Below are 22,215 nucleotides of genomic sequence, written 5' to 3'. Positions count from 1 at the left end.
TCCGTCCACATCACGGACGACTCTGGACTGCCCGACAGCGCCCGTGCGACGCTGACCGGCATGTCGCGAGCTGGAACCGCCCTGGTGAGCAGGCGCCACATCGACCTCGGTCGTATGTGCAGCGCCATGTGTCCGCACTGCTGAGCGCCACCGCGCGCCGGCCGCCCTTCCCCGGTGTGTCTGCCTGACAACCGGCTGCCCGACGCCGACTCTGCCCCGTTCCGCCGCTTTTGCGCGGCTCATTGTGGGTCAGAGTCTCTTTGCCGCCTGCCGAAGGACGAAAGAAGCATGTCCGAGCCCGCGAAAAAGCCCGCTGCCCCCAACCGCCGCAAAGCCGGACGCCACCGCGGCGAAGGCCAGTGGGCCGCAGGACATTTCACCCCGCTCAACCCGAACGAGCAGACCAAGAAGGACGACGACGGTCTCAACGTACGGACGCGCATCGAAACCATTTACGCGCAGCGCGGGTTCGACTCCATCGACGGCGCCGACCTGCGCGGCCGGATGCGCTGGTGGGGGCTGTACACGCAGCGCCGCCCCGGCATCGACGGCGGCAAGACCGCCGTCCTGGAGCCGGAGGAACTGGACGACGAGTACTTCATGCTGCGGGTGCGCATCGACGGCGGCCGGCTGACCACCGCCCAGCTGCGCGTGATCGCCGAGGTCTCGCAGGAGTTCGCCCGCGGCACGGCCGACATCACCGACCGGCAGAACATCCAGTACCACTGGATCCGCATCGAGGACATGCCGGAGATCTGGCGCCGCCTGGAGGGCGTGGGCCTGTCCACCACCGAGGCGTGCGGCGACACCCCGCGCGTCATCGTCGGCTCCCCGGTGGCCGGCATCGCCGCCGACGAGATCATCGACGGCACCCCCGCCATCGAGGAGATCCAGCGCCGCGTCATCGGCAACAAGGCGTTCTCCAACCTCCCGCGCAAGTTCAAGGCCGCCATCTCCGGCTCCCCGCAGCAGGACGTGGCCCACGAGGTCAACGACATCGCGTTCGTCGGCGTCCGGCACCCCGAACGCGGCCCAGGCTTCGACCTGTGGGTGGGCGGCGGCCTGTCCACCAACCCCAAGATCGGGGTACGGCTGGGCGCCTGGGTGCCGCTGGAGGAAGTCGCCGACGTGTACGAGGGTGTCGTGGGCCTCTTCCGCGACTACGGCTACCGGCGGCTGCGTACCCGGGCCCGGATCAAGTTCCTGATCGCCGACTGGGGTCCGGAGAAGTTCCGGCAGGTGCTGGAGGACGAGTACCTGCTGCGCCGGATGGCCGACGGCCCCGCCCCGGCTGCCCCGGTGGACCAGTGGCGCGACCACATCGGGGTGCACCCGCAGCGCGACGGCCGGTACTACGTCGGCTTCGCCCCCCGGGTGGGCCGGGTGGACGGGACGACCCTGGCGAAGATCGCCGACCTCGCCGAGTCGCACGGCTCCGGCCGCGTGCGGACCACCGTGCAGCAGAAGATGCTGATCCTCGACGTCCCCGAGGACCGCGTCACCTCGCTGACCGAGGGCCTGGCGACGCTGGACCTGACCGCGCGGCCCTCGCCGTTCCGGCGCGGCACCATGGCCTGCACCGGCATCGAGTTCTGCAAGCTGGCGATCGTGGAGACCAAGGGCCGCGGCGCCTCGCTGATCGACGAACTGGAGCGCCGGCTGCCCGGCTTCACCGAGCCGCTCACCATCAACATCAACGGCTGCCCCAACTCCTGCGCCCGCATCCAGATCGCCGACATCGGCCTCAAGGGCCAGCTGGTGACGGACGCCGAGGGCCGGCAGGTCGAGGGATTCCAGGTGCACCTGGGCGGATCGCTGGGTCTGGAGCCCGGCTTCGGCCGCAAGGTGCGCGGCCTGAAGGTCACCTCCGCCGAACTCCCGGACTACATCGAGCGGGTGCTGCGCGCCTTCGAGGAACAGCGCACCGAGGGCGAGTCCTTCGCTAAGTGGGCGGCGCGGGCCGATGCGGAGGCGCTGTCATGAGCGAGCGGGCCGCCCCGTACTACTGCCCCTACTGCGGCGACGAGGACCTGCGCCCCTCCGAGGAAGGGCACGGCGCCTGGGAGTGCGCGGCCTGCAACCGCGCCTTCCGGCTGTCGTTCCTGGGACTGCTGGCGAGCGGACTGCGGCAGCGACCGCCGGGAGAGGAACCGATATGAGCGCCCCCCGTGCCGCCACCGAACTGCGCGCGCTCGCCGAACGGGCGGGCCGGGAACTGGAGGAGGCCCCGGCACTGGAGATCCTGCGCTGGGCCACCGGCACCTTCGGCCCGCGGTTCTGCGTGGCCTCCTCCATGGAGGACGCCGTCGTCGCCCATCTCGCCTCCCGGGCGCACCCCGGCGTGGACGTGGTCTTCCTCGACACCGGCTACCACTTCCCGGAGACCATCGGCACCCGCGACGCGGTCGAAGCGGTGATGGACGTCCGCCTCATCACCCTCACCCCGCGCCGCACCGTCGCCGAACAGGACGCCGAGTTCGGCCCCGCGCTGCACGACCGCGACCCCGACCGCTGCTGCGCGCTGCGCAAGGTGGCCCCGCTGGAGCGAGGGCTGGCCGGGTACGACGCGTGGGCCACCGGGCTGCGCCGCGACGAGTCCCCCACCCGGGCCGGCACCCCGGTGGTCGGCTGGGACGAACGCCGCGGCAAGGTCAAGGTCTCCCCCATCGCCCGCTGGACCCAGGACGACGTGGACCGTTACGTCGCCGAACACGGGGTGCTCACCAACCCGCTGCTCCAGGACGGCTACGCCTCCATCGGCTGCGCGCCGTGCACCCGCCGGGTGCGGGCCGGCGAGGACGCCCGTGCCGGGCGCTGGGCCGGGCGCGGCAAGACCGAATGCGGACTGCACGGCTGATGGCGCAGTTGAACACAGATGACAGCGGACGTCCGGGAGTGGGAGAAAAGGACTCGATGAGCGAGCAGGGTCAGGGCAGTGGCGGCGCCACCGTGTGGCTGACCGGGTTGCCCAGCGCCGGCAAGACCACCATCGCCCGGGCGCTGGGCGCCCGGCTGGAGCACGAGGGCCATCGGGTGGAGGTGCTGGACGGTGACGAGATCCGCGAATTCCTGTCCGCCGGGCTCGGCTTCGGCCGCACGGACCGGGACACCAATGTGCGGCGCATCGGCTTCGTCGCCGAACTCCTGGCCTCGCACGGGGTGCTGGCCTTGGTCCCGGTGATCGCCCCGTACGCGGACACCCGGGCAGAGGTGCGCCGGCGGCACGAGGAAGGCGGCACGGCGTACCTGGAGGTGCATGTGGCCACGCCGGTCGAGGTCTGCTCGCGGCGTGATGTGAAGGGCCTGTACGCGCGGCAGGCCGCGGGTGAACTCTCCGGGCTGACCGGGGTCGACGACCCCTACGAGGAACCCGCCGCCCCCGATCTGCGGCTGGCCACCCAGGACCGCGCAGTGAGCGAGTCGGCGGACGCCGTGTACGAGCTGCTGACGGAACGGGGGCTGCTGGCATGAGCGTCGGCGAATCGTACGCGCTGACCCACCTGGACGTACTGGAGTCGGAGTCGGTCCACATCTTCCGGGAGGTGGCCGGGGAGTTCGAACGCCCGGTGATCCTGTTCTCGGGCGGCAAGGACTCCATCGTCATGCTGCATCTGGCGCTGAAGGCGTTCGCCCCGGCGCCGGTGCCGTTCACCCTGCTGCACGTGGACACCGGGCACAACTTTCCCGAGGTTCTCGACTACCGCGACCGGATCGTCGCCCAGCACGGACTGCGGCTGCACATCGCCTCCGTACAGGAGTTCATCGACCGCGGCGAACTGCGCGAGCGCGCCGACGGCACCCGCAACCCGCTGCAGACGGTGCCGCTGCTGCACGCCATCCGCGCGCACCGCTTCGACGCCGTGTTCGGCGGTGGCCGGCGCGACGAGGAGAAGGCCCGCGCCAAGGAACGGGTGTTCTCGCTGCGCGACGAGTTCGGCGGCTGGGACCCGCGCCGCCAGCGCCCCGAGCTGTGGCAGCTGTACAACGGACGGCACGCGCCCGGCGAGCACGTGCGGGTCTTCCCGCTGTCCAACTGGACCGAGCTGGACGTGTGGCAGTACATCGGCCGGGAGAAGATCGAGATCCCCGCCATCTACTACGCCCACGAGCGCGAGGTGTTCGCCCGCTCCGGCATGTGGCTGGCGCCGGGCCACTGGGGCGGACCGCGCGACGGCGAGCGCACCGAGCGCCGCCGGGTCCGCTACCGCACCGTCGGCGACATGTCGTGCACCGGCGCCGTCGAGTCGGACGCCGAGACCATCGAGCAGGTCATCGCCGAGATCGCCGCCTCCCGCCTCACCGAGCGCGGCGCCACCCGCGCCGACGACAAGCTGTCCGAGGCCGCCATGGAGGACCGCAAACGCGAGGGGTACTTCTGATGACCGACACCGCCTCCCTGCTGCGCTTCGCCACCGCCGGATCCGTCGACGACGGCAAGTCCACCCTGGTGGGCAGGCTGCTGCACGACTCCAAGTCGGTGCTCTCCGACCAGCTCGCCGCCGTCGAGGCCGCCTCCCGCAACCGGGGGCAGCAGACCCCCGACCTGGCGCTGCTCACCGACGGGCTGCGCGCCGAGCGCGAACAGGGCATCACCATCGATGTCGCCTACCGCTACTTCGCCACACCCCGGCGCCGGTTCATCCTGGCCGACACCCCCGGGCACGTGCAGTACACCCGCAACATGGTGACCGGCGCCTCCACCGCCGATCTCGCCGTCGTCCTGGTCGACGCCCGCAACGGCGTCGTCGAGCAGACCCGAAGGCACGCCGCCGTGGCCGCCCTGCTGCGGGTTCCCCACGTCGTGCTGGCCGTCAACAAGATGGACCTCGTCGGGTACGCCGAGCGGGTCTTCGCGGACATCACCGGTGAGTTCGGCGCGTACGCCGCCTCGCTGCGCATCCCCCACGTGACCGCGATCCCCATCTCGGCGCTCGCCGGGGACAACGTGGTCACCCCCTCGGCGCACATGGACTGGTACGGCGGCCCCACCGTGCTGGAGCACCTGGAGACCGTGCCGGTGGACCACGGGCCGGCCACCGGGCCGGCCCGCTTCCCGGTCCAGTACGTGATCCGGCCGCAGACCGCCGAGCACCCCGACTACCGCGGGTACGCGGGGCGGCTGGCCGCCGGAGTGCTGCGGGTCGGCGAGCCGGTCACCGTCCTGCCCGCCGGTCGCACCAGCACGGTCGCGGGCATCGACGCGCTGGGCACCACGGTGGACGAGGCCAGGGCGCCGCAATCGGTCACCGTCACGCTCGCCGACGACCTGGACATCTCGCGCGGCGACGTCCTGGTGCCGGCCGGCGAAGGGCCGCTGCCCACCCAGGACATCACCGCCACCGTGTGCCATCTGCACGACCGGCCGCTGACCCCGGGGGCGCGGGTGCTGCTCAAGCACACCACCCGCACCGTGAAGGCGATCGTCAAGGAGATCCCCTCGCGGCTCACCCTGAACGACCTCTCCCCGCACCCGGCACCGGGCGAGCTGGCCGCCAACGACATCGGCCGGGTGGTGCTGCGCACCTCGGAGCCGCTGCCGCTGGACCCGTACGCCGTCTCCAGGACCACCGGATCGTTTCTGCTGATCGACCCCGCGGACGGCTCCACCCTCACCGCCGGCATGGCGGGCGACGCCTTCGCGGCCCCGGCGGCGGACGGTGCCGGCGCCCCCGGCACGCCCGCCGACCACGAGGGGTGGGACTTCTGATCATGCTCAAGGATGTCTTCTCGACCTTCGCGAAGGAGGGCGGCCGGGTCGGCAGCGGCGCGCTGGGCGCCGGCCACGGCGGGATCGCGCGATGTGCGGACCACTGAGCTCCCACGCCGCCCGTCCCGTACGACCCTCCCGCTGCCTCCGGCCGGGAGGCGACCCCAACCGGCCGGTGCCGCCCCGGCACGCCGTCCGGTCTCGCGAGAGGACTCCCCCTTGACCACCGCGCGCCGCTCCCTGCTGACCGCCGCCGTCCTCGCCCCGCTGCTCATCGGCGCGACCGCCTGCGGCTACGGCTCCAACTCCTCCGACGAGGGCAGGAAGACCTCGCAGGAGAGAACCGGTGAGAAGCTGTCCACCGACAACGTCAACATCGGCTACTTCGCCAACATCACCCACGCCACCGCCGTCATCGGCCTCCAGGACGGCGGGCTGATCGCCCAGGAGCTGGGCGGTACCGGCTTCACCCCGTCCGTCTTCAACGCCGGCCCCTCCGCCATCGAGGCGCTCAACGGCGACTCCATCGACGTGACCTTCATCGGCCCCAACCCGGCCATCAACGGCTGGGCCCAGTCCGGCGGCCGCAACCTGCGGATCGTCTCCGGGGCGGCCTCCGGCGGCGCCTCCCTGGTCGTCAACCCCGACCGGGTCTCCGGGCTGGATGACCTGGCCGGCAAGACCCTGGCCACCCCGCAGCTGGGCAACACCCAGGATGTCGCGCTGCTGAGCTACCTGGCGGACCAGGGCTTCGAGGTCGACGCGGGCACCGGCGCCGGCGACGTGGACGTCGTCCGCGTCCCCAACGCCGAGATCCCGGCCGCCTTCGAGGGCGGTGACATCGACGGCGCGTGGGTGCCCGAGCCGACCGCCGCCCGGCTGGTCGCCCAGGGCGCGGTGGAGATCCTGGACGAGGGCGAGCTGTGGGAGAACGGCCAGTACGTCGTCACCCATGTCATCGCCTCGCAGAGCTTCCTGGAGGAGCACCCGGACGTCGTGGAGGCCATCATCCGCGGGGTGGTGCGGACCAACGCCTGGATCAACGAGCACCCCGAGGAGGCCAGGGAGCAGTTCAACACCGCCATCGCCGCCCTGCCCGGCGGCAGTGAGCTGCCCCCGGAGGTCCTCGACCCGGCCTTCGACCACGTGGAGTTCCTGAACGACCCGCTGGCCGACTCGCTGCGCGTCAGCGCCGAGAGCACGGTCAACGCCGGGCTGCTGGACGAGGTCGACCTGAACGGGATCTACGACCTCTCGCTGCTGAACAAGGTGCTGGCCGAAGAGGGCCAGGACCCGGTCAGCGACGGCGGCCTCGGTGTCGAGTGATGACCCCTCCCACAGATTCGACGACCACGAGGTGACAGCGATGGCCACCGCACTCAACACATCGGACGCACCGGCCCCCACGGGCCGGGAGGGGGCCGCGGACACCCCGGCCGTACGGCTGGACCAGGTGTCGAAGTCGTTCGGCCGGGCGGGACGGGCGCAGCTCGTCCTGGACACCATCTCGCTCGATGTCGCACCCGGCGAGTTCGTGACCCTGCTCGGGGCGTCCGGCTGCGGCAAGTCGACGCTGCTGAACCTGGTCGCCGGGCTCGACGCGCCGACTTCCGGGACCATCTCGGTCCCGGGGGGCCGGCCGGCCCTCATGTTCCAGGAACACGCGCTGTTCCCGTGGCTGACGGCCGGCAAGAACATCGAGCTGGCGCTGCGGCTGCGCGGTCTGCCCAAGGCGGAGCGGCGTCCGGAGGCCGAACGGCTGCTGGAACTGGTGCGGCTGACCGGCTCCTACGGCAAGCGGGTGCACGAACTGTCCGGCGGCATGCGGCAGCGGGTGGCGCTGGCGCGGGCACTGGCCCAGGACAGCAGCCTGCTGCTGATGGACGAGCCGTTCGCGGCGCTGGACGCCATCACCCGCGACGTGCTGCACGAGGAGCTGACCCGGATCTGGTCCGAGACCGGCGTCTCGGTGCTGTTCGTGACGCACAACGTACGGGAGGCGGTGCGGCTGGCGCAGCGCGTCGTGCTGCTGTCCTCCCGGCCCGGGCGGATCGCCCGTACCTGGCGGGTGGACATCCCGCAGCCGCGGCGGATCGAGGACGCCGCGGTGTCGGCGCTGTCCGTGGACATCACCGACCAGCTCAGGGGGGAGATCCGGCGCCATGGTCAGCACTGAGAAGACGGACGGGGCCGGGAAGGCCGCGAAGACCTCCGACCCGGCGGAGCCGGCCGGGGGCCACCACGGGGACCTGGCGGGCCTCGAAGCGGGCCTGGACGCCCTGGACACCAGGGCGGCGGACGAACGGCCCCCGCTGGGGCGGCTGCTGCTGAGCAAGCTGGTGCCCCCGCTGGTGGCGGTGGCGCTCGTACTGGCGGTGTGGCAGCTGGTGTACGTGGCGGAGATCAAGCCGGACTACATCCTGCCGGGCCCGCTGGACGTGTGGGCCGCCATCGAGAAGATGTGGCTGGACGGGGTCCTGCTGGGATACATCTGGACCAGCGTCTCGCGCGGGGTGCTGGGCTTCGCCATCGCCATCGCGGTCGGCACCCCGCTGGGGCTGCTGGTGGCGCGGGTGAAGGTGGTGCGGGCGGCGATCGGGCCGATCCTCACCGGGCTCCAGTCGCTGCCGTCCATCGCCTGGGTGCCGGCCGCGCTGATCTGGTTCGGGTTCACCGACGCCACGATCTACACGGTGGTGCTGCTGGGCGCGGTGCCCTCGATCGCGAACGGCATCGTGGCGGGCGTGGACCAGATCCCGCCGCTGTATCTGCGGGCCGGGCGGATGCTGGGCGCGCGCGGGCTGACCAGTGTGCGGCACATCCTGCTGCCGGCCGCGCTGCCCGGCTATCTGGCCGGCCTCAAGCAGGGCTGGGCGTTCTCCTGGCGCTCGCTGATGGCGGCGGAGCTGATCGTGAACTCGGCGAAGCTGGGCACCGGGCTCGGTCAGCTGATGGACGGCTTCCGGCAGATGCAGAACATGTCCGGGGTGCTGGCCACCATCATCCTGATCCTGCTGGTGGGGATCGCGATCGATCTGCTGTTCTTCTCCCCGCTGGAGCGGCGCGTGCTGCGCAGCCGCGGTCTGCTGGGGAGGAACAACTGACCGGCGCGGCCCCGCTGCTGCTGATCGCCCACGGCAGCCGGGACCCGGGGCACGCGGCGACCGTGCACGCGCTGGCGGCGCGGATCCGGTCGCTGCGCCCCGGGCTCCGGGTGACGGTGGGCTTCCTGGAGTTCAACGGCCCCCGGGTGCGGGAGGCGCTGGCGGGTCTGTACGGGGACGGCGAGCGGGAGGTGACCGCGGTGCCGCTGCTGCTGACCCGGGCCTACCACGCGAAGACGGACATCCCGGCCGCCCTGGCCGCCTGCGCCGGGGCGCTGCCGGGCATGACGGTCCGCCGGGCGGAGGTGCTGGGGCGCGATCCCCTGCTGCTCGCGGCGCTGGAACGCCGGCTGGCCCGGGCCGAGGTGCTGGACCACGGCGCGCGGGTGCCGGACGTCACCGGCGCCGGGATCCCCGGTGCGCGGCGACCCGGGCCGGTGTCAGCCACGGCCACCGCGCGGTGCCCCTCGCCCGGTCACCGCGCGCGGTCCCGCACGGGCGTCGTGCTGGCCGCCGCCGGGTCCTCCGATCCGGCGGCAATCGAGGCGGTGGGATCCCTGGCGTGCCAGTGGGCGCGTGCCGGAGGCTGGGGCGCCGTGCGGCCCGCGTTCGCGGCCGGTGCGCCGCCCGGCACGGCCGATGCCGTCCGCGCGCTGCGCGCGGACGGCATCGAACGGGTGCTGGTCGCACCGCTGGTGATCGCGCCGGGCCGGCTGCCGGCCCGGATCGCCGCCGGGGCCCGGGAGGCCGGCGCGGACGCCCTGGCGCCGGTGCTGGGCGCCGCCCCGGAGCTGGCGGCCCTGCTGCTGCGGCGGTACGACGAGGCGAACGCGATCGCCTACCGCGCGGCGGGCACGTACTTGTAGCCCACCCGCCGGACCGTCACGATCCGCTCCCGGTACGCCGCGCCGAGCTTGCGGCGCAGCCGCGCGACGTGCACGTCCACGGTCCGCTGGTCGCCGACCGGGCCGTAGCCCCAGATGGTGGATACCAACTGCTCGCGGCTGTACACGCGGTGCGGGTGCCGCATCAGATGGGACAGCAGCTCGAACTCCAGGTAGGTGAGTTCCAGCGGTGTCCCGTCCACGCGGGCGGTGCGCTCGTCCTCGTCGATGGTGATACCCGGGCCGCGCTCGGCCCGGCCGGCGGGCGCGGCGGCGTGGGCGGCGGCGTGGGCGGTGGCGTGGGCGGCGGCGTGGGCGGTGGCGTGGGCGGTGGCGGGCAGCGAGATCAGCTCGGACAGCTGGGTGCCCGCGGGAGCGAGGACCAGGTAGCCGACCAGCGGTACGGAGCTGTCCACGCCTTCGGGGACAACGGTGATGGTCATGTCGGACAGGTCTGACAGGGGTGTGGTCAGCTGCGGCATGATCGGCTCCTGCACGGATATGGGGCGGTCGAAGCCTTGAACGGTCATGCGGTCTGTGCCTTTCCAGAGGTCACTGAGGTCACTGCGGCAGGGGCGCGGAACCGGCGGCGGTGGACGCGGGGAGCGCTTCGATGAAGTCGTCGATCGCGTCGAACAGGCGCAGTTCGGCCTCCGGACGGATCTGCGCGGATCCGTCGGGGCGGCGAGCTATGTCGTCCTCCAGCTGGTAACAGCCGCCGACCACGTGCCGGGCGCGCAGTGCGGTGAGCACCGGGCGCAGCGCGTAGTCGATGGCCAGGACGTGGGCACAGCCGCCCCCGGTGGCCAGCGGCAGTACCGTCTTGCCCGCGAGACCCGACTGCGGCAGCAGATCGAGGAAGGTCTTCAGCAGGCCGGTGTAGGCCGCCTTGTACACGGGGGTGGCGACGATCAGCCCGTCCGCGACGGCGACATCCCCCAGCGCGCTCCGCAGCACGGCGCCCGGCCGGCGGATGCCCAGCAGTTCCTCGGCCGGCAGTTCCCTCAGTACCAGGTGCCCCGCGTCGAATCCGGTGAGCGAGAGCCGGTCGATGGCGTGCTGCACCAGTGCGGCGGTGCGCGATTCCCTGGTCGGACTGGCCGATACCGCGAGAATGTGCGTCATGAATCACTCCGGGTTCATCGAAAACCAGAATAGGGCCGGGGAATTCGGGCATGGCGGGGCAGGGCCGGGTGGCACGGTGGCGCGATTTCCGGATGGAGCCGCGGGAATGACGGGATACCGCCCGCCGATGGGGATTCAAAGACACGGCTGGTGCCGGAGATTCACGGCCGCTGCGGGCCGGAGAAGGTCAGCTGTGCTGTGTTCAGTGGCCGTTGGCACAGATAGCGCTGGCCTGCCGTCGCAGATCGACGTGCAGGCGCGTCACGAGAACGTCAGCTTGACTCACAGTACGTGAGCTTGCCAGCAACCTCCGGTCGCCGTCAAGGTATTGCCGCTCCGTCTCAATTGCTGGAACAACGGCAAACGGGAGTGGGTCATATTTCGCCGGATGACGTCCGTGAAAAGTCGGGGGCCGCTTGACCGGGGCACGGGTGGGCTGCCAATGTGACCCCCATGTCGACCGGCAAGCGCTTCTTTACCAGGCAGCACGTGGACTTTGTCCGCGTGGCCAGCGCGCTGTGTCGCCGCGGCCGTCCCTGACGGTCGCGCCCGGTGTCAGCCGTGGGCGCGGCGTCCCGCATTCCGCCCACCGCATCCGGCACCGCGCAAGAGGTCATCCATGTCTGTTTTCTCCGCCCCGCCCCGTTCGTCCGCGGCCACCGAGGTCCCCTTCTCTCCTGCCCGGCTGGCCGAGACCGTGCGCCGGGTCGCCGCCCGGCCCGAGTCGTGGCGGGCGCTGGCCCGCTTCACCTCGCCCGAGCGCTGGTACCACCGGCTGCACCGCGCCGAAGGGTACGAGGTGTGGCTGCTGACGTGGCTGCCGGGGCAGGGCACCGAGATCCACGACCACGGCGGCTCGGCCGGGGCGTTCACGGTGGTGGAGGGGACGCTGAGCGAGGAGACCTTTCCGGGGGCCCGACGGCTTCCGGTGGGCGGGCTGCGGTCGTTCGGCCCGCGCCATGTGCACCGGGTGAGCAACCGCGGCACCGAACCGGCGCTCAGCGTCCACGCGTACGGGCCGGCGCTGGCCTCGCAGAACTACTACCGGCTGGGGGCGGACGGCGCGCTGCTGCTGGACCGCACCGACACGATCGACGACTGAGACCGGGAACGCACGGGGAGTTGAGGCTGAGCCATGACGACGATCGATGAGCATCTGACCGCGGTGCGCGCGGGCCTGGACCGGCTCGACCCGCACGCGGCGCAGGCGGCGCGGCGGGCGGGCGCGGTCCTGGTGGACACCCGGCCCGCCTTCCAGCGGGAGGCGGACGGCACGATCCCGGGCGCGCTGATCATCGAGCGCAATCATCTGGAGTGGCGTTGCGACCCGGCCAGTGGCGCGTCGGTGCCCGAGGCCACGGGGCGTGATGTGCACTGGATCGTGCTGTGCGACGAGGGGTACGCCTCCTCGCTGGCGGCGGTCTCGCTGCGGGCGATCGGGCTGCGCAGGGCCACCGATCTGGTCGGCGGTTTCCAGGCGTGGCGGCGGGCCGGGCTGCCCGTGACCGTCCCAGACCCGACCGGCGATTCCCCCCTACGCGGCGACACGCAGCTCAACCACCGGCCGGGTCCCTCTCCCACCCCGGCGGGTCCGTCATCGTAAATGGTACAGACCGATTACCGCCAGTGGGCGCCCTGATACAGACGGAACGGGCAGGATGAGCGGCATGCCCGCGCGAGCCGAACCCCTGCCCTTCTTCGTCTACGGCACCCTGCGCGCCGGGCAGCGCCACTACGCGTGGACGCTGCGCGGCCGCACCACCCGGGAGGAGCCCGCCGTCCTGGCGGGCGCGATGCTGTACGAGGGGCCCGGCTTCCCGTACGCGGTGGCCGTCCCGGACGGCGGGCACGAGGCCTCCCCCGCCCGAGGGGAGCGGGCCACGATCACCGGGGAGCTGATGTACGTCCCGGAGCCGGCCTTCGACGAGGTGCTGGCCACTCTGGACCGGCTGGAGGGCCCGGACTACGACCGGCTGGTGGTGCGCGTCCTGGACGGCACCCGCGCCTGGACGTATCTGGCGGCGGACCCCCTGGCCACCCGGCTGCGCACGACGGGCACCCCGATCCCGAGCGGCGACTGGCTCGCCCGCTGACGCCGGGCGGGGGTCAGTCCGGCTCCTCCGCCGCCAGCTCCAGCAGCTTCTGGACGGTGCGCCAGTTCCGTCCGGTGGCCAGGTGGCCCTTCAGCGCGCCGACGAGGGCGTCGCCGAGCTTGCTGCGCCCCATGCCGTCCGGGAAGTACGCGAAGACCTCCCGCTCACCGGCCCGGAAGGTGTCGGGTGCGTAGCGCCCGGGGTCGAGGCGGTCCAGGGCGGCGGGGTCGGGGGTGCGGTCGAGGAAGAGCACCAGCAGCTTGGCCGGGTCGAGCCCGTCGGTGTCGTACGGGCAGCGCCGTACGGTGGCGCGCAGTTGTTCCGCGCTGAGCACGAGGGTGTCCACGGCGAACCCGAACCGCCGCTCCAGCGCCGCCGCCAACTCCTGGCCCAGCGCCCGGGGGTCGGCGCCAGGCGCCGCCGTGAAAACCGCGTTGCCGCTCTGCAGATGTGTGCGCGGTGCCCCGTACCCCAGCTCGGTGAGCACCGCCCGCAGGTCGGCCATCGGGACCTTGCGGTGTCCGCCGACATTGATCCCGCGCAGCAGCGCCACGAACCGGGCGGGCCCGGCTTCGGTACCTTCCGTCATGCCCGCAGCTTAGGAGCCGCCACCGACAGTGCCCCGCAGCCGGACGAGCGCCCTGCCGTACCCGGCCGGCCGGACCACCCACAGCAGCCGGCCGATGAGGCCGTGCAGGCCCGGCGGACCGTCACCGCCCGCCCGGGCGGATCGAGGAGTGGTGGGGCGCGGCCCTGGTCAGGGAGTAACCGGCAGCTCCGCCTCGATGAGGTCGGCGGCGTGCGGGGCGCCGCCCTCGGCGGCCATCCCCCGCCGGATCTCCCGCAGCCGGGCCGCGACCTCCGGATCACCGGCGAGGCCGAGCACGGCCGCACGCAGGGCCTCGGCGCTCGCCTCGGCCTTGGGGAGGTGCCGGGCCACGCCGAGTCCGGCCAGCAGTTCGGCGTTGCCGAACTGGTCGGCGCCCTGGGGCACCGCGACCATCGGGACGGCGTTGGCCAGTCCTTCCTGACTGCCGCCCATGCCCGCGTGGGTGATGAACGCGTCGGCCTGCCGCAGGATGGACAGCTGCGGCACCCAGGAGTGGGTCTCGATGTTCCCCGGGAGTTGCTCCCCCTCGTCCACCAACTGTTCCGCGCTCACCCTGGAGCCGATCTGGAGCACCACGTACCAGCCGGGCAGATCACCGAACGCCCGCACACAGGCGCGGTAGAAACCCGGCTCGTCGGTGTAGGAGGAGCCGAGGGAGATCAGCAGCAGCCGCTTGCCCGCGGCCTCCGCCGGGCGCACCCACTCCTGCTGATGGGCGCGGGTTCCCTGGCAGGCGCCGACGAAGGTGGCGACATCCGTGTCCACGAGGTCGGCGTTCGGCTGCATGGCCCGGGGGATGAGCGCGAGCGTGCGGCCGGGGCGCGCCATGAACTCCAGCGGCGTGAAGCCGGCGAAGCCGTTCGCGTCCAGCCAGCCCTGGAAGCGGTCCAGGTAGGCGCGACCGCGCTCACTGCCTCTCAGGTCCTTCTCCTGCTGGGCCACGACCTCCTCCAGGCCCTTCCAGCCGACCATGCACGGGGAGAGCTGGAGGGCCGGCACCTGCCAGCGGCGGGCGAGTATCCGGGCGCAGAACGGGGCGATGTCGAACAGCACCAGATCGGGCTCGTCACCCGCGTACGCCTCGGCCAGCTGGGGCAGCATCCGGATGTTGTCCTCCAGGAAGGGCTCCACCTGGTCCAGGTACTCCTCGCCCCACTCCTGTTCGACACTGAGGAGCGAGGAGTACGTCTTCGGCTCGGCCCCCGTTTCCGCGACGGTGTCGGCGAAGGACTCGGGGATGGCGTAGGTGACACGGTGGCCCCGGGCGACGAGTTCACGGATGACCTCAAGGCTCGGGAAGATGTGGCCCGGGGCCGGGATGCTGAACATGGCGATGTGGGCGCGGCGGGCCGGCGCGGCTGCGGTCATGCCGTCAGCGTAACGAGACGATACGTCTCGTGCAACTGGAAGGGGGCGTGGTCGCTCAGCCGGCCACCGGTGCGCCGGACTCCGCGGCTTCCTCCTCCTGGGCGCGCCGCCGGCTCTCGGCCGCGTCGAAGGAGTCCAGGGTGCGGGCGAAGTCCCGGGTGGACAGCAGCAGCTTGTAGATGATCGCCAGCTCGAAGACGAGCAGCAGCACGCCCGCGCCGATGGTCACCGGGACCACGGCGTTCAGCGCCGGGGCGACGATGAACACCGCCATCTGGAACTCGATGCCGCTCACCAGGTGGGTACGGATCCGGTGCCGCAGGAGGAAGGCACGCAGGCGCAGATAGCCGGGGAACCGGGAACGGAACTCGCGGTGCAGATCGACGATGGCGGTCACCGGACGGCCGGGGCGGGTGTCCCCCTGCGGGGCGGGAACGGTGACCGGGACGACGGCGGAGGCGGAGGGGGAGGCGGAGGCGCGCTGGGCGGGCACCGCGCGCTCCTCGGCGGCCTCGGCCGCCGTGTCCGTTTCGCCTCCGTGGTGGGCGGCGACGGCGTCGGCGTCCGCCTCCGGATTCTCTCGCAGGAGATCTTCCATGAAGGCCAGTTCGGTGGCGTTCTCGGCTTCCCTGGCGCGGCGGGCCCGGGCCTTGATCTGCTTGCGCATCCCGTGCCGGATCTTGAAGATCTGGAGCGCGTCGATATACCGCAGCATGTCGAGGAAGACCACCGCGAGCGCCAGCCAGAGATAGATCACATCATCGGTGCGGGAGAATTGGCCACCCATCAGGGCGACCGCGCACACCAATACCCTGATCCGGTCAAACACATAATCGAGCCAGGCGCCGAATACTGAGCCGGTCCCGGTCAGCCGGGCGAGTTTCCCGTCCATGCAGTCCAGGACGAAACTCACGTGATAGAGCAGGGCGCCGACCAGCAGCCAGTTCCAGGTGCCGAAGGCAAAACAGCCGGCGGCGCCGAGACCGAAGAACAGGGCCAGCCAGGTGATCTGATTCGGCGTGATCCTGGTCCACAGCGCGGTCCAGCGCACCAGGGGGGTGGCGAGCGGGTCCACCAGCAGGACGGTCCACCACGCGTCCCGTTTCTTCTGCGTGGTCCGGCGCACCTCTGTCAGGGGGGGAATGTCGTGACGCATGGTCTGCTTCCAGGCGGAAATAGGACCCGAAAGACGCTACCACTTTCACACGGAGCGCGATGTCACGAAACCGGCCGGGAATTCCCCCAGGCCCATTCGAACTCTTCACGGTAGGTTTCGAAAAGCGTGATTTCGCCATCCGCGGCCGCGTCCGTTCGGTGCGGTATCTCCCGGCCCGTGCGCCGGAGAACGAGAACCGGGGTTTCCATTCCCCGTATTCTCCTTAGATATGACTGAACCACGGCCACCCCGTCCGGGCTGTCACCGTCCACGAAATAAGCACTGAAACGGGGGATCTCATCGAACACATGAATGTCGAAAGCCTCGGGATCGCGCACCTTGCTGCGCACCCGGCGCACCTGGAGGATGTTGGTCTCCACCGAGCGCCCCAACTCCCCGCGCTTGAGCCCCAGCTCGCGCTCCCGGCGCCGCATCGCCCCGCTCGCCGGGTTCAGGAACAGCAGCCGCACCCGGCACCCCGAGGCCGCCAGATGCGCCAGCCGCCGCCCCGGATAGTTCTGCACCAGCAGCCCCAGCGCCGTCCCCATCGCGTCCAGCCGCCTGGCACCCCCGAACAGTTCCTCCGGCGGCAGCTGCCGCTGCAACCGCACCCGGTCCGGATGCACCCCCGCCACATCCGTGAACCGGTCCCCCACCAGCCGCTCCACCGCGTCCGCCGGCAACCGTCCGGCGTCCGCGGGCGCCCCGGAGTCCAGCAACCGCAGCAACCGGGCGCAGCCGCGCTCGGCCTGCTCCAGCACGGCCCGGCTCATCCCCCGGTTGCGGCTGACCGCGCTGCGCGCCACCTCCAGCTCGTCCAGCGTCAGTTCCAGCTCGCGACGATTGTCCAAATACGGGGCGAAACAGGGCCAGTGCTGCACCATGAGTTCACGCAACTGAGGCAGCGTCAGGAAGGCGAGCACCGTGTCATCGGCCGGATCAAGCACCAGCCCCTTGCGGCGGCTCACCTCCCGCAGCGCCGCCGCCCGCTGCACCCACTCCTGTCCGGCGGGACCCGCCGCCGCGATCTCCCACTCCTCGCCGTGCACCGGCTCGTACACCGGGCGCAGCACCGCGGCCACCACCGAGCGCAGGCGCTGTTCGACCAGATTGAGCCAGACATATGCCCGCCCGGCACGCTCCACCCGGGTGCGCACCTCGGACCAGTCAGCCTCGCTCCAGCCCAGATCGGCCCCGATCTCCACGGGACGCGGCACGGGCACCGCCTGGGTGGGCGCCTCCGCGGTCTCACCCCCGTTCCCCGAGGGCAGCTCAAGCCCGGACGAGCTCACCGCCTGCACCGCCTTCCACCCCGCCGTTGGATCAAGGAAGCCTACTGCGCGCGCGGTCGGCCGCGCAGCACGGTACGGACTCAACCACGCCGTGGGGCACGGCAGTCGGAGTGGGCGGCGGTCATGACACAGGTGCCCAGGACCCCCACCGCGACCTATCGCCTCCAGCTGGAGCCCGGCGCCGGATTCGACGCCGCGGCCCGGCTCCTGCCCTACGTCGCCTCGCTCGGCGTCTCCCATCTGCACCTGTCGCCGGTCCTTGAGGCCGTGCCCGGCTCCCGGCACGGCTACGACGTGACCGACCACACCCGGGTGCGCGCCGAACTCGGCGGCGAGGCCGGCCTGCGCGACCTGGCCGAAAAGGCCCGGGCCCGCGGGCTGGGAATCATCGCCGACATCGTGCCCAACCACATGGCCTTCCCCGCCGACACCCGGCTCAACGCCCCGCTGTGGCAGCTCCTGCGGGACGGCCCCGGTTCCCCCGCCGCCGCCTGGTTCGACATCGACTGGGCGGCGGGCGGCGGACGGCTGCCCCTGCCGGTGCTGGGCGCGCCCCTGCGGGAGCAGTGGGACGCGCTGCGGGTGGAGGGCGGCACACTGCGCCACGGCGACCACCACCGTTTCCCGCTGCGCCCCGGCACCGAGTCCCTGCCGCTGCCGGCGCTGCTGGACGCGCAGCACTACCGGCTGGGCTGGTGGCGCACCGGCCTCGCACAGCTGACATACCGCCGGTTCTTCACCGTCAGCGACCTGATCGCGGTACGCGTGGAGGACCCCGCCGTCTTCGAGGCCACCCACGCGACGGTGCTGCGGCTGGTCGCGGAGGGCGTGATCGGCGGACTGCGCGTCGACCACCCCGACGGGCTGGCCGACCCCGAGGGCTACCTGCGCCGGCTGCGGCAGCGGGCCGGCCCGGACGTGTGGGTGGTGGCCGAGAAGATCCTGGCCACCGGCGAACACCTCCCCACCGGCTGGCCGGTGGCCGGCACCACCGGCTACGACGCGCTGCGCCACGTGGACGCCGTCCTCACCGACCCGGTGGGCGCGGACCGGCTCACGGCCGACCACCGCCGGTTCACCGCCGCCCCGGCCGATCTCGGCGGCGCCTGGGAACCGACCGTACGGCGCGCCGCACGCGAGATCCTCGCCGAGGAGCTGTGCGCCGAACGCGACCGCCTCCTGCGCACCGCGCACCGCCTGTGCGGTGACCTGCACACGCCGGAGGCGCTGCGCACCGCCCTGACCGAACTCCTGGTGCATCTACCGGTCTACCGGCCCTACCTCGCGGCGGACCGCCCGCCCTCGCGGCAGGACACGACCCTGCTCGCGCGCACGGCCGACCTCGCCCGGTGCGCGGTCACCACGGCGGCGCAGGCCCGGGCGGTGGACGCGCTCCACGCGCTGCTCCGGGGCCCCGACACCGCTCCGGCCGAACCGGCCCGGTCCCCGGGACGGACCGCACCCGGCGCCCCGTACGACCCGGTGGGCCCCGCGGACCCGGCCGGCCGCTCCGCCGAAGGGCCGGCACCGACGGCCGGAACCACCGGGGACCCGGCGCTCCGTGACCGGGACGACGCCGGACTCCGTACGGCGGATGCGACAGACGGCGGGACCCCCGCGGGGGAAGGGGCCGGGTCGCCTCCGGAGCCGGACGCGACCGCACAGACGCGGACCACCCACCGGGCGGCCCCGTGCGACGGCAGGTCAGGCGCCGACCCGGCCGTGCGGGCCAGGACGGCCGCGCCCGACGCCACGTCACCCGCCACCGCGGACACCGGCTTCCACCTCCTCGCCGAGAGCACCGCGGACACCGGCCCCAGCGCCTGCGCCGCGAGCGACGCGCAGGACTTCCGGGCGCGGTTCGGCCAGGTGGGTTCCGCCTTGCGGGCCAAGGCCGTCGAGGACTGTGCCGGATACCGCTTCACCCCGCTGCTGTCCGCCGCCGAGGTCGGCGGCGACCCGGGCGAACCCGCCCTGCCGGTGTCCGCCTTCCACGCGCACTGCGCCCGTATCCAGCACGCGTGGCCGCTCACCGGCACCGTGTACGCCACCCACGACACCAAGCGCAGCGGTGACGTCCGCGCCGCCCTCGCCACACTCACCGAACATCCGCTCGGGTGGGCGGAACTGCTCACCGAGGTGACGGAACGCGCCGCGCACGCCGGGGTGTCCGCCCCCGACCCGCACCTGGCGTGGAGTTGCTGGCAGACGGCGTTCGCGCTCGCGCCGGACCCCGACCCGTCCCGGCTGCTGGACGCCACCCTCAAGGCCGCACGCGAGGCAGCCCTGCGCACCACCTGGACGGACCCCGACGCCGATTACGAGGCGGCGGCGGACCGCTTCGTACGGGGCGGCCCCTGCGGCGCGCCCGGATACGCGGTGGCCCGGTTCGCCGAGGAACTGGCACCGCAGATCCGGGCCAACGTCCTGGGGGCCGCGCTGCTGCATCTGACGATGCCCGGGGTCCCCGACCTCTACCGGGGCGGTGAGAGTGTCTACCGGGCCCTCGTGGACCCCGACAACCGCCGCCCGCCGCGGCTCCCGGAGCGCCCGCTGCCGGGCGCGGCCGACCCCGGCTCCGCCACCGCCCCGGGAGCCGACGCCGGCCTGCCCGCCGAGAAGCTGTGGCTGACCGCGGTGGCGCTGCGGTTGCGCCGCGCACACCCCGAGTGGTTCGGCGCGCACTCCGGCTACGAGCCGCTGACCGCAGAGGGGCCCACCGGGGACCACGCGCTGGCGTTCGCCCGGTCCGGTCAGGTGCTCACCGCCGTCAGCCGGCTCACCCGGACGCTGGAGGCCGCCGGCGGCTGGGACAGCACCGTGCTGCCGCTGCCGCCCGGCCGCTGGGACGACGCGCTGGCCGGCCGGGACACGGGCCGGACGGCGCGGCGGCCGGCGTTCCAGGGCAAGGCCCGGCTCGCCGAGATGTTCGCCGACCGCCCGGTCGCCCTGCTGGTGCGCCGGGACGGGTTCTGACGCGCCGTCTTTACAAGCCGATCCTCTGCCCCCACACTGGGAGCGCTCCCACGGGCACGATCACCCACGGAACTCCGGTCTGCCGACCCACACCACCAGCCCCCGCTCGGGCGGCAGACCGGCTTCCGCGGCGGGGCCGGGCCCCGGCGCCACCGGCCTGCCGGGCGCGGGCTCAGTACCCGCTCACCGCAGGCTCAAGCGGTACGAGACGGCGCCGAAGCGCACCTCGTCCCCCGGCCGCACCGGCAGCGTGTCGGTCACCCGCCGGCCGTTCACCCAGGTCCCGTTCGCCGAGCCCAGATCCCGTATCAGCCACCCGCCCCCGTCGGCCGTCAGCTGGGCGTGGAAACGCGAGACGCTCCCGTCGTTGAGCCGCAGCGCCGAGCCCGGGGCCCGGCCGATCGACAGCGGGTGCGGCCCCGGGGTGGGCAGCACCAGTTGCGGCAGCCGCTCGGCACGCCACGCCGCGGACATCCGGTGCTGGAAGGAGGCGATCCGGCCCACCGTCTGCACCAGCCAGCCGGTGCGTTCGGCCGCCCCCTCGCAGGCGGGCAGATCCCGCAGCGCCAGGGCGAGCTCCTCCGGACGCCGGGCCCCCATGACCTGTTCCATCCGCCGCTCGAAGGTGTCGTGGGACAACCTTCCGTCCACCATGCCCTCGCGCAGCGCGCCGAGGGCACGCTCACGATCCGCGTCGGATATCCGCGGAGAGGGCACACCGGACTCGATCGAGGTCATGAAACAAAGTTTCCGGGACGGGAGTTGGTTCTGTCCAGACAACTCGTTGGCCCTCCCCCGGTGCACCGGGGTACGGTTCCGGCACGCCCACGGACCGGGAAGGAGGCGTTTGCCATGTGTGTCACCGCATCGCGCGTGTCCCGCTTCCGCCTCCTCGTTCCCGGGCGTGTTCTCTGACCGGACGGAAGCCGCGCGCACTCCGTATCCGGAAGGACCCCTCTCCTCATGACCGATCTGGTCTTCCGCTGCCTCGCCGAGGGCGAGAGCAGCACCCTTTTCACCTCGCTCCCCGACCCCGGCCTGGTCGGCCGCGCGCTGCTCGACCCGCCGCACAACGTGGTCCGTACGCTCGCCGAGGGCGGCGAGTACCGGCCCGAGTGGCTCTGGATGGCGCTGCGCGACGGGGAGGTCGTGGCCCGCGCCGGCTACTGGGGCGGGCCGGACGACACCAAGCCGGTCGCCCTGGACTGGTTCGACTTCACCGACCCCGAGGCGGGCACCGCCCTGCTGCGGGCCAGCGGTCTGCGCCCCGAGTACGAGCTGATCCTGCCGCCCGGCTGGCGCTCCGACCCGCTCGCCCGGGCGGCCGGCGGGGCACGGATCTCGGCGGCGGTCGAGGCTGGCTACGAGCCGCTGGTGGAACGTTTCCGCTACACGTGGACCCCCGAGTGCGGGATCCCCGACGCGCCGGGGCGGCTGGTCTTCCGGCCCGAGCCCGACGACGACGTGGTCCTGGACATCTTGCGCCGCATCCACAGCACCACGCTGGACGCGCACGCGCTGCGGGCGATCGCGCAGGACGGCCCCGACGCGGCCGCCCGGCAGGAGCTGGAGTTCCTGAACTGGTGTCCCTCGCCGCGTGAGTGGTGGCGTATGGCGTACACCCCTGCGGGTGAGCTGGTCGGCTTCCAGGCGCCGGCCCACAATCCGAGCAGCCCGGTGGTCGGCCTCATCGGCGTGGTCCCCGAGCAGCGCGGTCACGGTTACGCGTACGACCTGCTGGTGGAGTGCACCCGGCAACTGGCCGCCGAGGGCGCGGAGCGCATACACGCCGCCACCGACACCGGCAATGTGCCGATGGCCAAGGCGTTCGCCCGGGCGGGCTATCCGGTGACACAGCACCGCTACTGCCTGGCGTGAGGCCGGGGCGGGCCCGAGCATG

The 22,215-nt window shown here is 72.7% G+C and carries 22 protein-coding genes and 1 pseudogene; 15 read left to right on the top strand and 8 right to left on the bottom strand.

The genetic code is table 11. The annotated features are described in order from the left end of the window. Positions 1-288: 288 nt before the first annotated feature. From SXIM_RS23185 to SXIM_RS23140, 10 genes are all read left to right on the top strand, one after another. The gene (locus tag SXIM_RS23185) at positions 289-1,983 is read left to right on the top strand and encodes a nitrite/sulfite reductase (RefSeq protein ID WP_046725033.1); all 1,695 of its coding nucleotides are present in this window, start codon (positions 289-291) and stop codon (positions 1,981-1,983) included. After that, positions 1,980-2,159 (top strand): hypothetical protein, encoded by a 180-nt coding sequence (locus tag SXIM_RS23180; protein WP_030730543.1) that lies wholly within the window; start codon positions 1,980-1,982, stop codon positions 2,157-2,159. Before SXIM_RS23185 ends, SXIM_RS23180 begins: the two co-directional genes overlap by 4 nt. Then, a complete protein-coding gene (locus SXIM_RS23175; protein WP_030730539.1) occupies positions 2,156-2,857 on the top strand; it encodes a phosphoadenylyl-sulfate reductase in 702 nt (233 codons plus the stop codon). Before SXIM_RS23180 ends, SXIM_RS23175 begins: the two co-directional genes overlap by 4 nt. 56 nt (positions 2,858-2,913) lie before the next feature. Next, the gene (cysC, locus tag SXIM_RS23170) at positions 2,914-3,471 is read left to right on the top strand and encodes an adenylyl-sulfate kinase (protein WP_030730535.1); all 558 of its coding nucleotides are present in this window, start codon (positions 2,914-2,916) and stop codon (positions 3,469-3,471) included. Next, a complete protein-coding gene (gene cysD / locus SXIM_RS23165; RefSeq protein WP_030730533.1) occupies positions 3,468-4,379 on the top strand; it encodes a sulfate adenylyltransferase subunit CysD in 912 nt (303 codons plus the stop codon). Before cysC ends, cysD begins: the two co-directional genes overlap by 4 nt. Beyond that, entirely contained in the window at positions 4,379-5,707 is a 1,329-nt protein-coding gene (locus tag SXIM_RS23160) for a sulfate adenylyltransferase subunit 1 (RefSeq protein WP_030730531.1), read from the top strand. The genes cysD and SXIM_RS23160 overlap by 1 nt, the downstream gene beginning before the upstream one ends. A gap of 219 nt (positions 5,708-5,926) precedes the next feature. Then, positions 5,927-7,033, top strand: a complete 1,107-nt coding sequence (locus tag SXIM_RS23155) for an ABC transporter substrate-binding protein (RefSeq protein ID WP_030730527.1) — start codon at positions 5,927-5,929, stop codon at positions 7,031-7,033. A 40-nt stretch (positions 7,034-7,073) separates the two neighbouring features. Continuing rightward, on the top strand, positions 7,074-7,883 hold the full coding sequence (locus tag SXIM_RS23150) for an ABC transporter ATP-binding protein (RefSeq protein WP_030730525.1): 810 nt from the start codon (positions 7,074-7,076) through the stop codon (positions 7,881-7,883). Continuing rightward, positions 7,870-8,811, top strand: a complete 942-nt coding sequence (locus SXIM_RS23145) for an ABC transporter permease (RefSeq protein WP_046725032.1) — start codon at positions 7,870-7,872, stop codon at positions 8,809-8,811. Before SXIM_RS23150 ends, SXIM_RS23145 begins: the two co-directional genes overlap by 14 nt. Next, positions 8,808-9,677: a sirohydrochlorin chelatase gene (locus tag SXIM_RS23140; protein WP_046725861.1), complete on the top strand. Its 870-nt coding sequence runs from the start codon at positions 8,808-8,810 to the stop codon at positions 9,675-9,677. The genes SXIM_RS23145 and SXIM_RS23140 overlap by 4 nt, the downstream gene beginning before the upstream one ends. On the opposite strand, the gene SXIM_RS23135 is transcribed toward SXIM_RS23140, so the two are convergent. The 3 genes from SXIM_RS23135 to SXIM_RS28840 form a co-directional block, all read right to left on the bottom strand. Next, positions 9,650-10,138, bottom strand: coding sequence for a winged helix-turn-helix domain-containing protein (locus SXIM_RS23135; RefSeq protein ID WP_425473489.1), 489 nt, complete (start codon positions 10,136-10,138; stop codon positions 9,650-9,652). The two genes, SXIM_RS23140 and SXIM_RS23135, sit on opposite strands and share 28 nt — an antisense overlap. Before the next feature lie 118 nt (positions 10,139-10,256). Continuing rightward, on the bottom strand, positions 10,257-10,820 hold the full coding sequence (gene ssuE / locus SXIM_RS23130; protein ID WP_030730517.1) for an NADPH-dependent FMN reductase: 564 nt from the start codon (positions 10,818-10,820) through the stop codon (positions 10,257-10,259). 202 nt (positions 10,821-11,022) lie between these two features. Next, the gene (locus SXIM_RS28840) at positions 11,023-11,106 is read right to left on the bottom strand and encodes a putative leader peptide (protein ID WP_354341493.1); all 84 of its coding nucleotides are present in this window, start codon (positions 11,104-11,106) and stop codon (positions 11,023-11,025) included. A gap of 333 nt (positions 11,107-11,439) precedes the next feature. Between SXIM_RS28840 and SXIM_RS23125 the strand changes: the two genes are divergently transcribed. From SXIM_RS23125 to SXIM_RS23115, 3 genes are all read left to right on the top strand, one after another. Then, positions 11,440-11,922, top strand: coding sequence for a cysteine dioxygenase (locus SXIM_RS23125; RefSeq protein WP_030730515.1), 483 nt, complete (start codon positions 11,440-11,442; stop codon positions 11,920-11,922). A gap of 33 nt (positions 11,923-11,955) precedes the next feature. Then, the gene (locus tag SXIM_RS23120) at positions 11,956-12,423 is read left to right on the top strand and encodes a rhodanese-like domain-containing protein (protein WP_052385177.1); all 468 of its coding nucleotides are present in this window, start codon (positions 11,956-11,958) and stop codon (positions 12,421-12,423) included. A 64-nt stretch (positions 12,424-12,487) separates the two neighbouring features. Continuing rightward, positions 12,488-12,913, top strand: a complete 426-nt coding sequence (locus SXIM_RS23115; RefSeq protein WP_030730511.1) for a gamma-glutamylcyclotransferase family protein — start codon at positions 12,488-12,490, stop codon at positions 12,911-12,913. A 13-nt stretch (positions 12,914-12,926) separates the two neighbouring features. On the opposite strand, the gene SXIM_RS23110 is transcribed toward SXIM_RS23115, so the two are convergent. From SXIM_RS23110 to SXIM_RS23095, 4 genes and pseudogenes are all read right to left on the bottom strand, one after another. Beyond that, complete coding sequence (locus SXIM_RS23110; protein ID WP_030730508.1) at positions 12,927-13,502, bottom strand: DUF1697 domain-containing protein; 576 nt, start codon at positions 13,500-13,502, stop codon at positions 12,927-12,929. A gap of 168 nt (positions 13,503-13,670) precedes the next feature. After that, positions 13,671-14,950, bottom strand: a pseudogene (locus SXIM_RS23105) (macrolide family glycosyltransferase). Beyond that, positions 14,947-16,047 carry a CDP-alcohol phosphatidyltransferase family protein gene (locus SXIM_RS23100; protein WP_053116282.1) on the bottom strand — a complete coding sequence of 367 codons (1,101 nt, stop codon included), beginning with the start codon at positions 16,045-16,047 and terminating at the stop codon, positions 14,947-14,949. Before SXIM_RS23100 ends, SXIM_RS23105 begins: the two are co-directional and overlap by 4 nt. A 62-nt stretch (positions 16,048-16,109) precedes the next feature. After that, a complete protein-coding gene (locus tag SXIM_RS23095) occupies positions 16,110-17,339 on the bottom strand; it encodes an SAV2148 family HEPN domain-containing protein (RefSeq protein ID WP_030730500.1) in 1,230 nt (409 codons plus the stop codon). 123 nt (positions 17,340-17,462) lie between these two features. Between SXIM_RS23095 and SXIM_RS28300 the strand changes: the two genes are divergently transcribed. Then, complete coding sequence (locus SXIM_RS28300) at positions 17,463-20,315, top strand: alpha-amylase family glycosyl hydrolase (protein ID WP_046725029.1); 2,853 nt, start codon at positions 17,463-17,465, stop codon at positions 20,313-20,315. A gap of 183 nt (positions 20,316-20,498) precedes the next feature. Here SXIM_RS28300 and SXIM_RS23080 read toward each other — a convergent pair whose 3' ends face one another. Next, positions 20,499-21,053 (bottom strand): FHA domain-containing protein, encoded by a 555-nt coding sequence (locus SXIM_RS23080; RefSeq protein ID WP_046725028.1) that lies wholly within the window; start codon positions 21,051-21,053, stop codon positions 20,499-20,501. A 225-nt stretch (positions 21,054-21,278) separates the two neighbouring features. On the opposite strand from SXIM_RS23080, the gene SXIM_RS23075 reads away from it, so the two are divergent. After that, positions 21,279-22,193, top strand: a complete 915-nt coding sequence (locus SXIM_RS23075; RefSeq protein ID WP_046725027.1) for a GNAT family N-acetyltransferase — start codon at positions 21,279-21,281, stop codon at positions 22,191-22,193. The last annotated feature ends 22 nt before the right edge of the window (positions 22,194-22,215 follow it).

It is taken from the genome of Streptomyces xiamenensis, assembly GCF_000993785.3.
In the GTDB taxonomy this organism is placed as follows: domain Bacteria; phylum Actinomycetota; class Actinomycetes; order Streptomycetales; family Streptomycetaceae; genus Streptomyces; species Streptomyces xiamenensis.
This window is presented reverse-complemented; position numbering and strand designations above follow the sequence as displayed.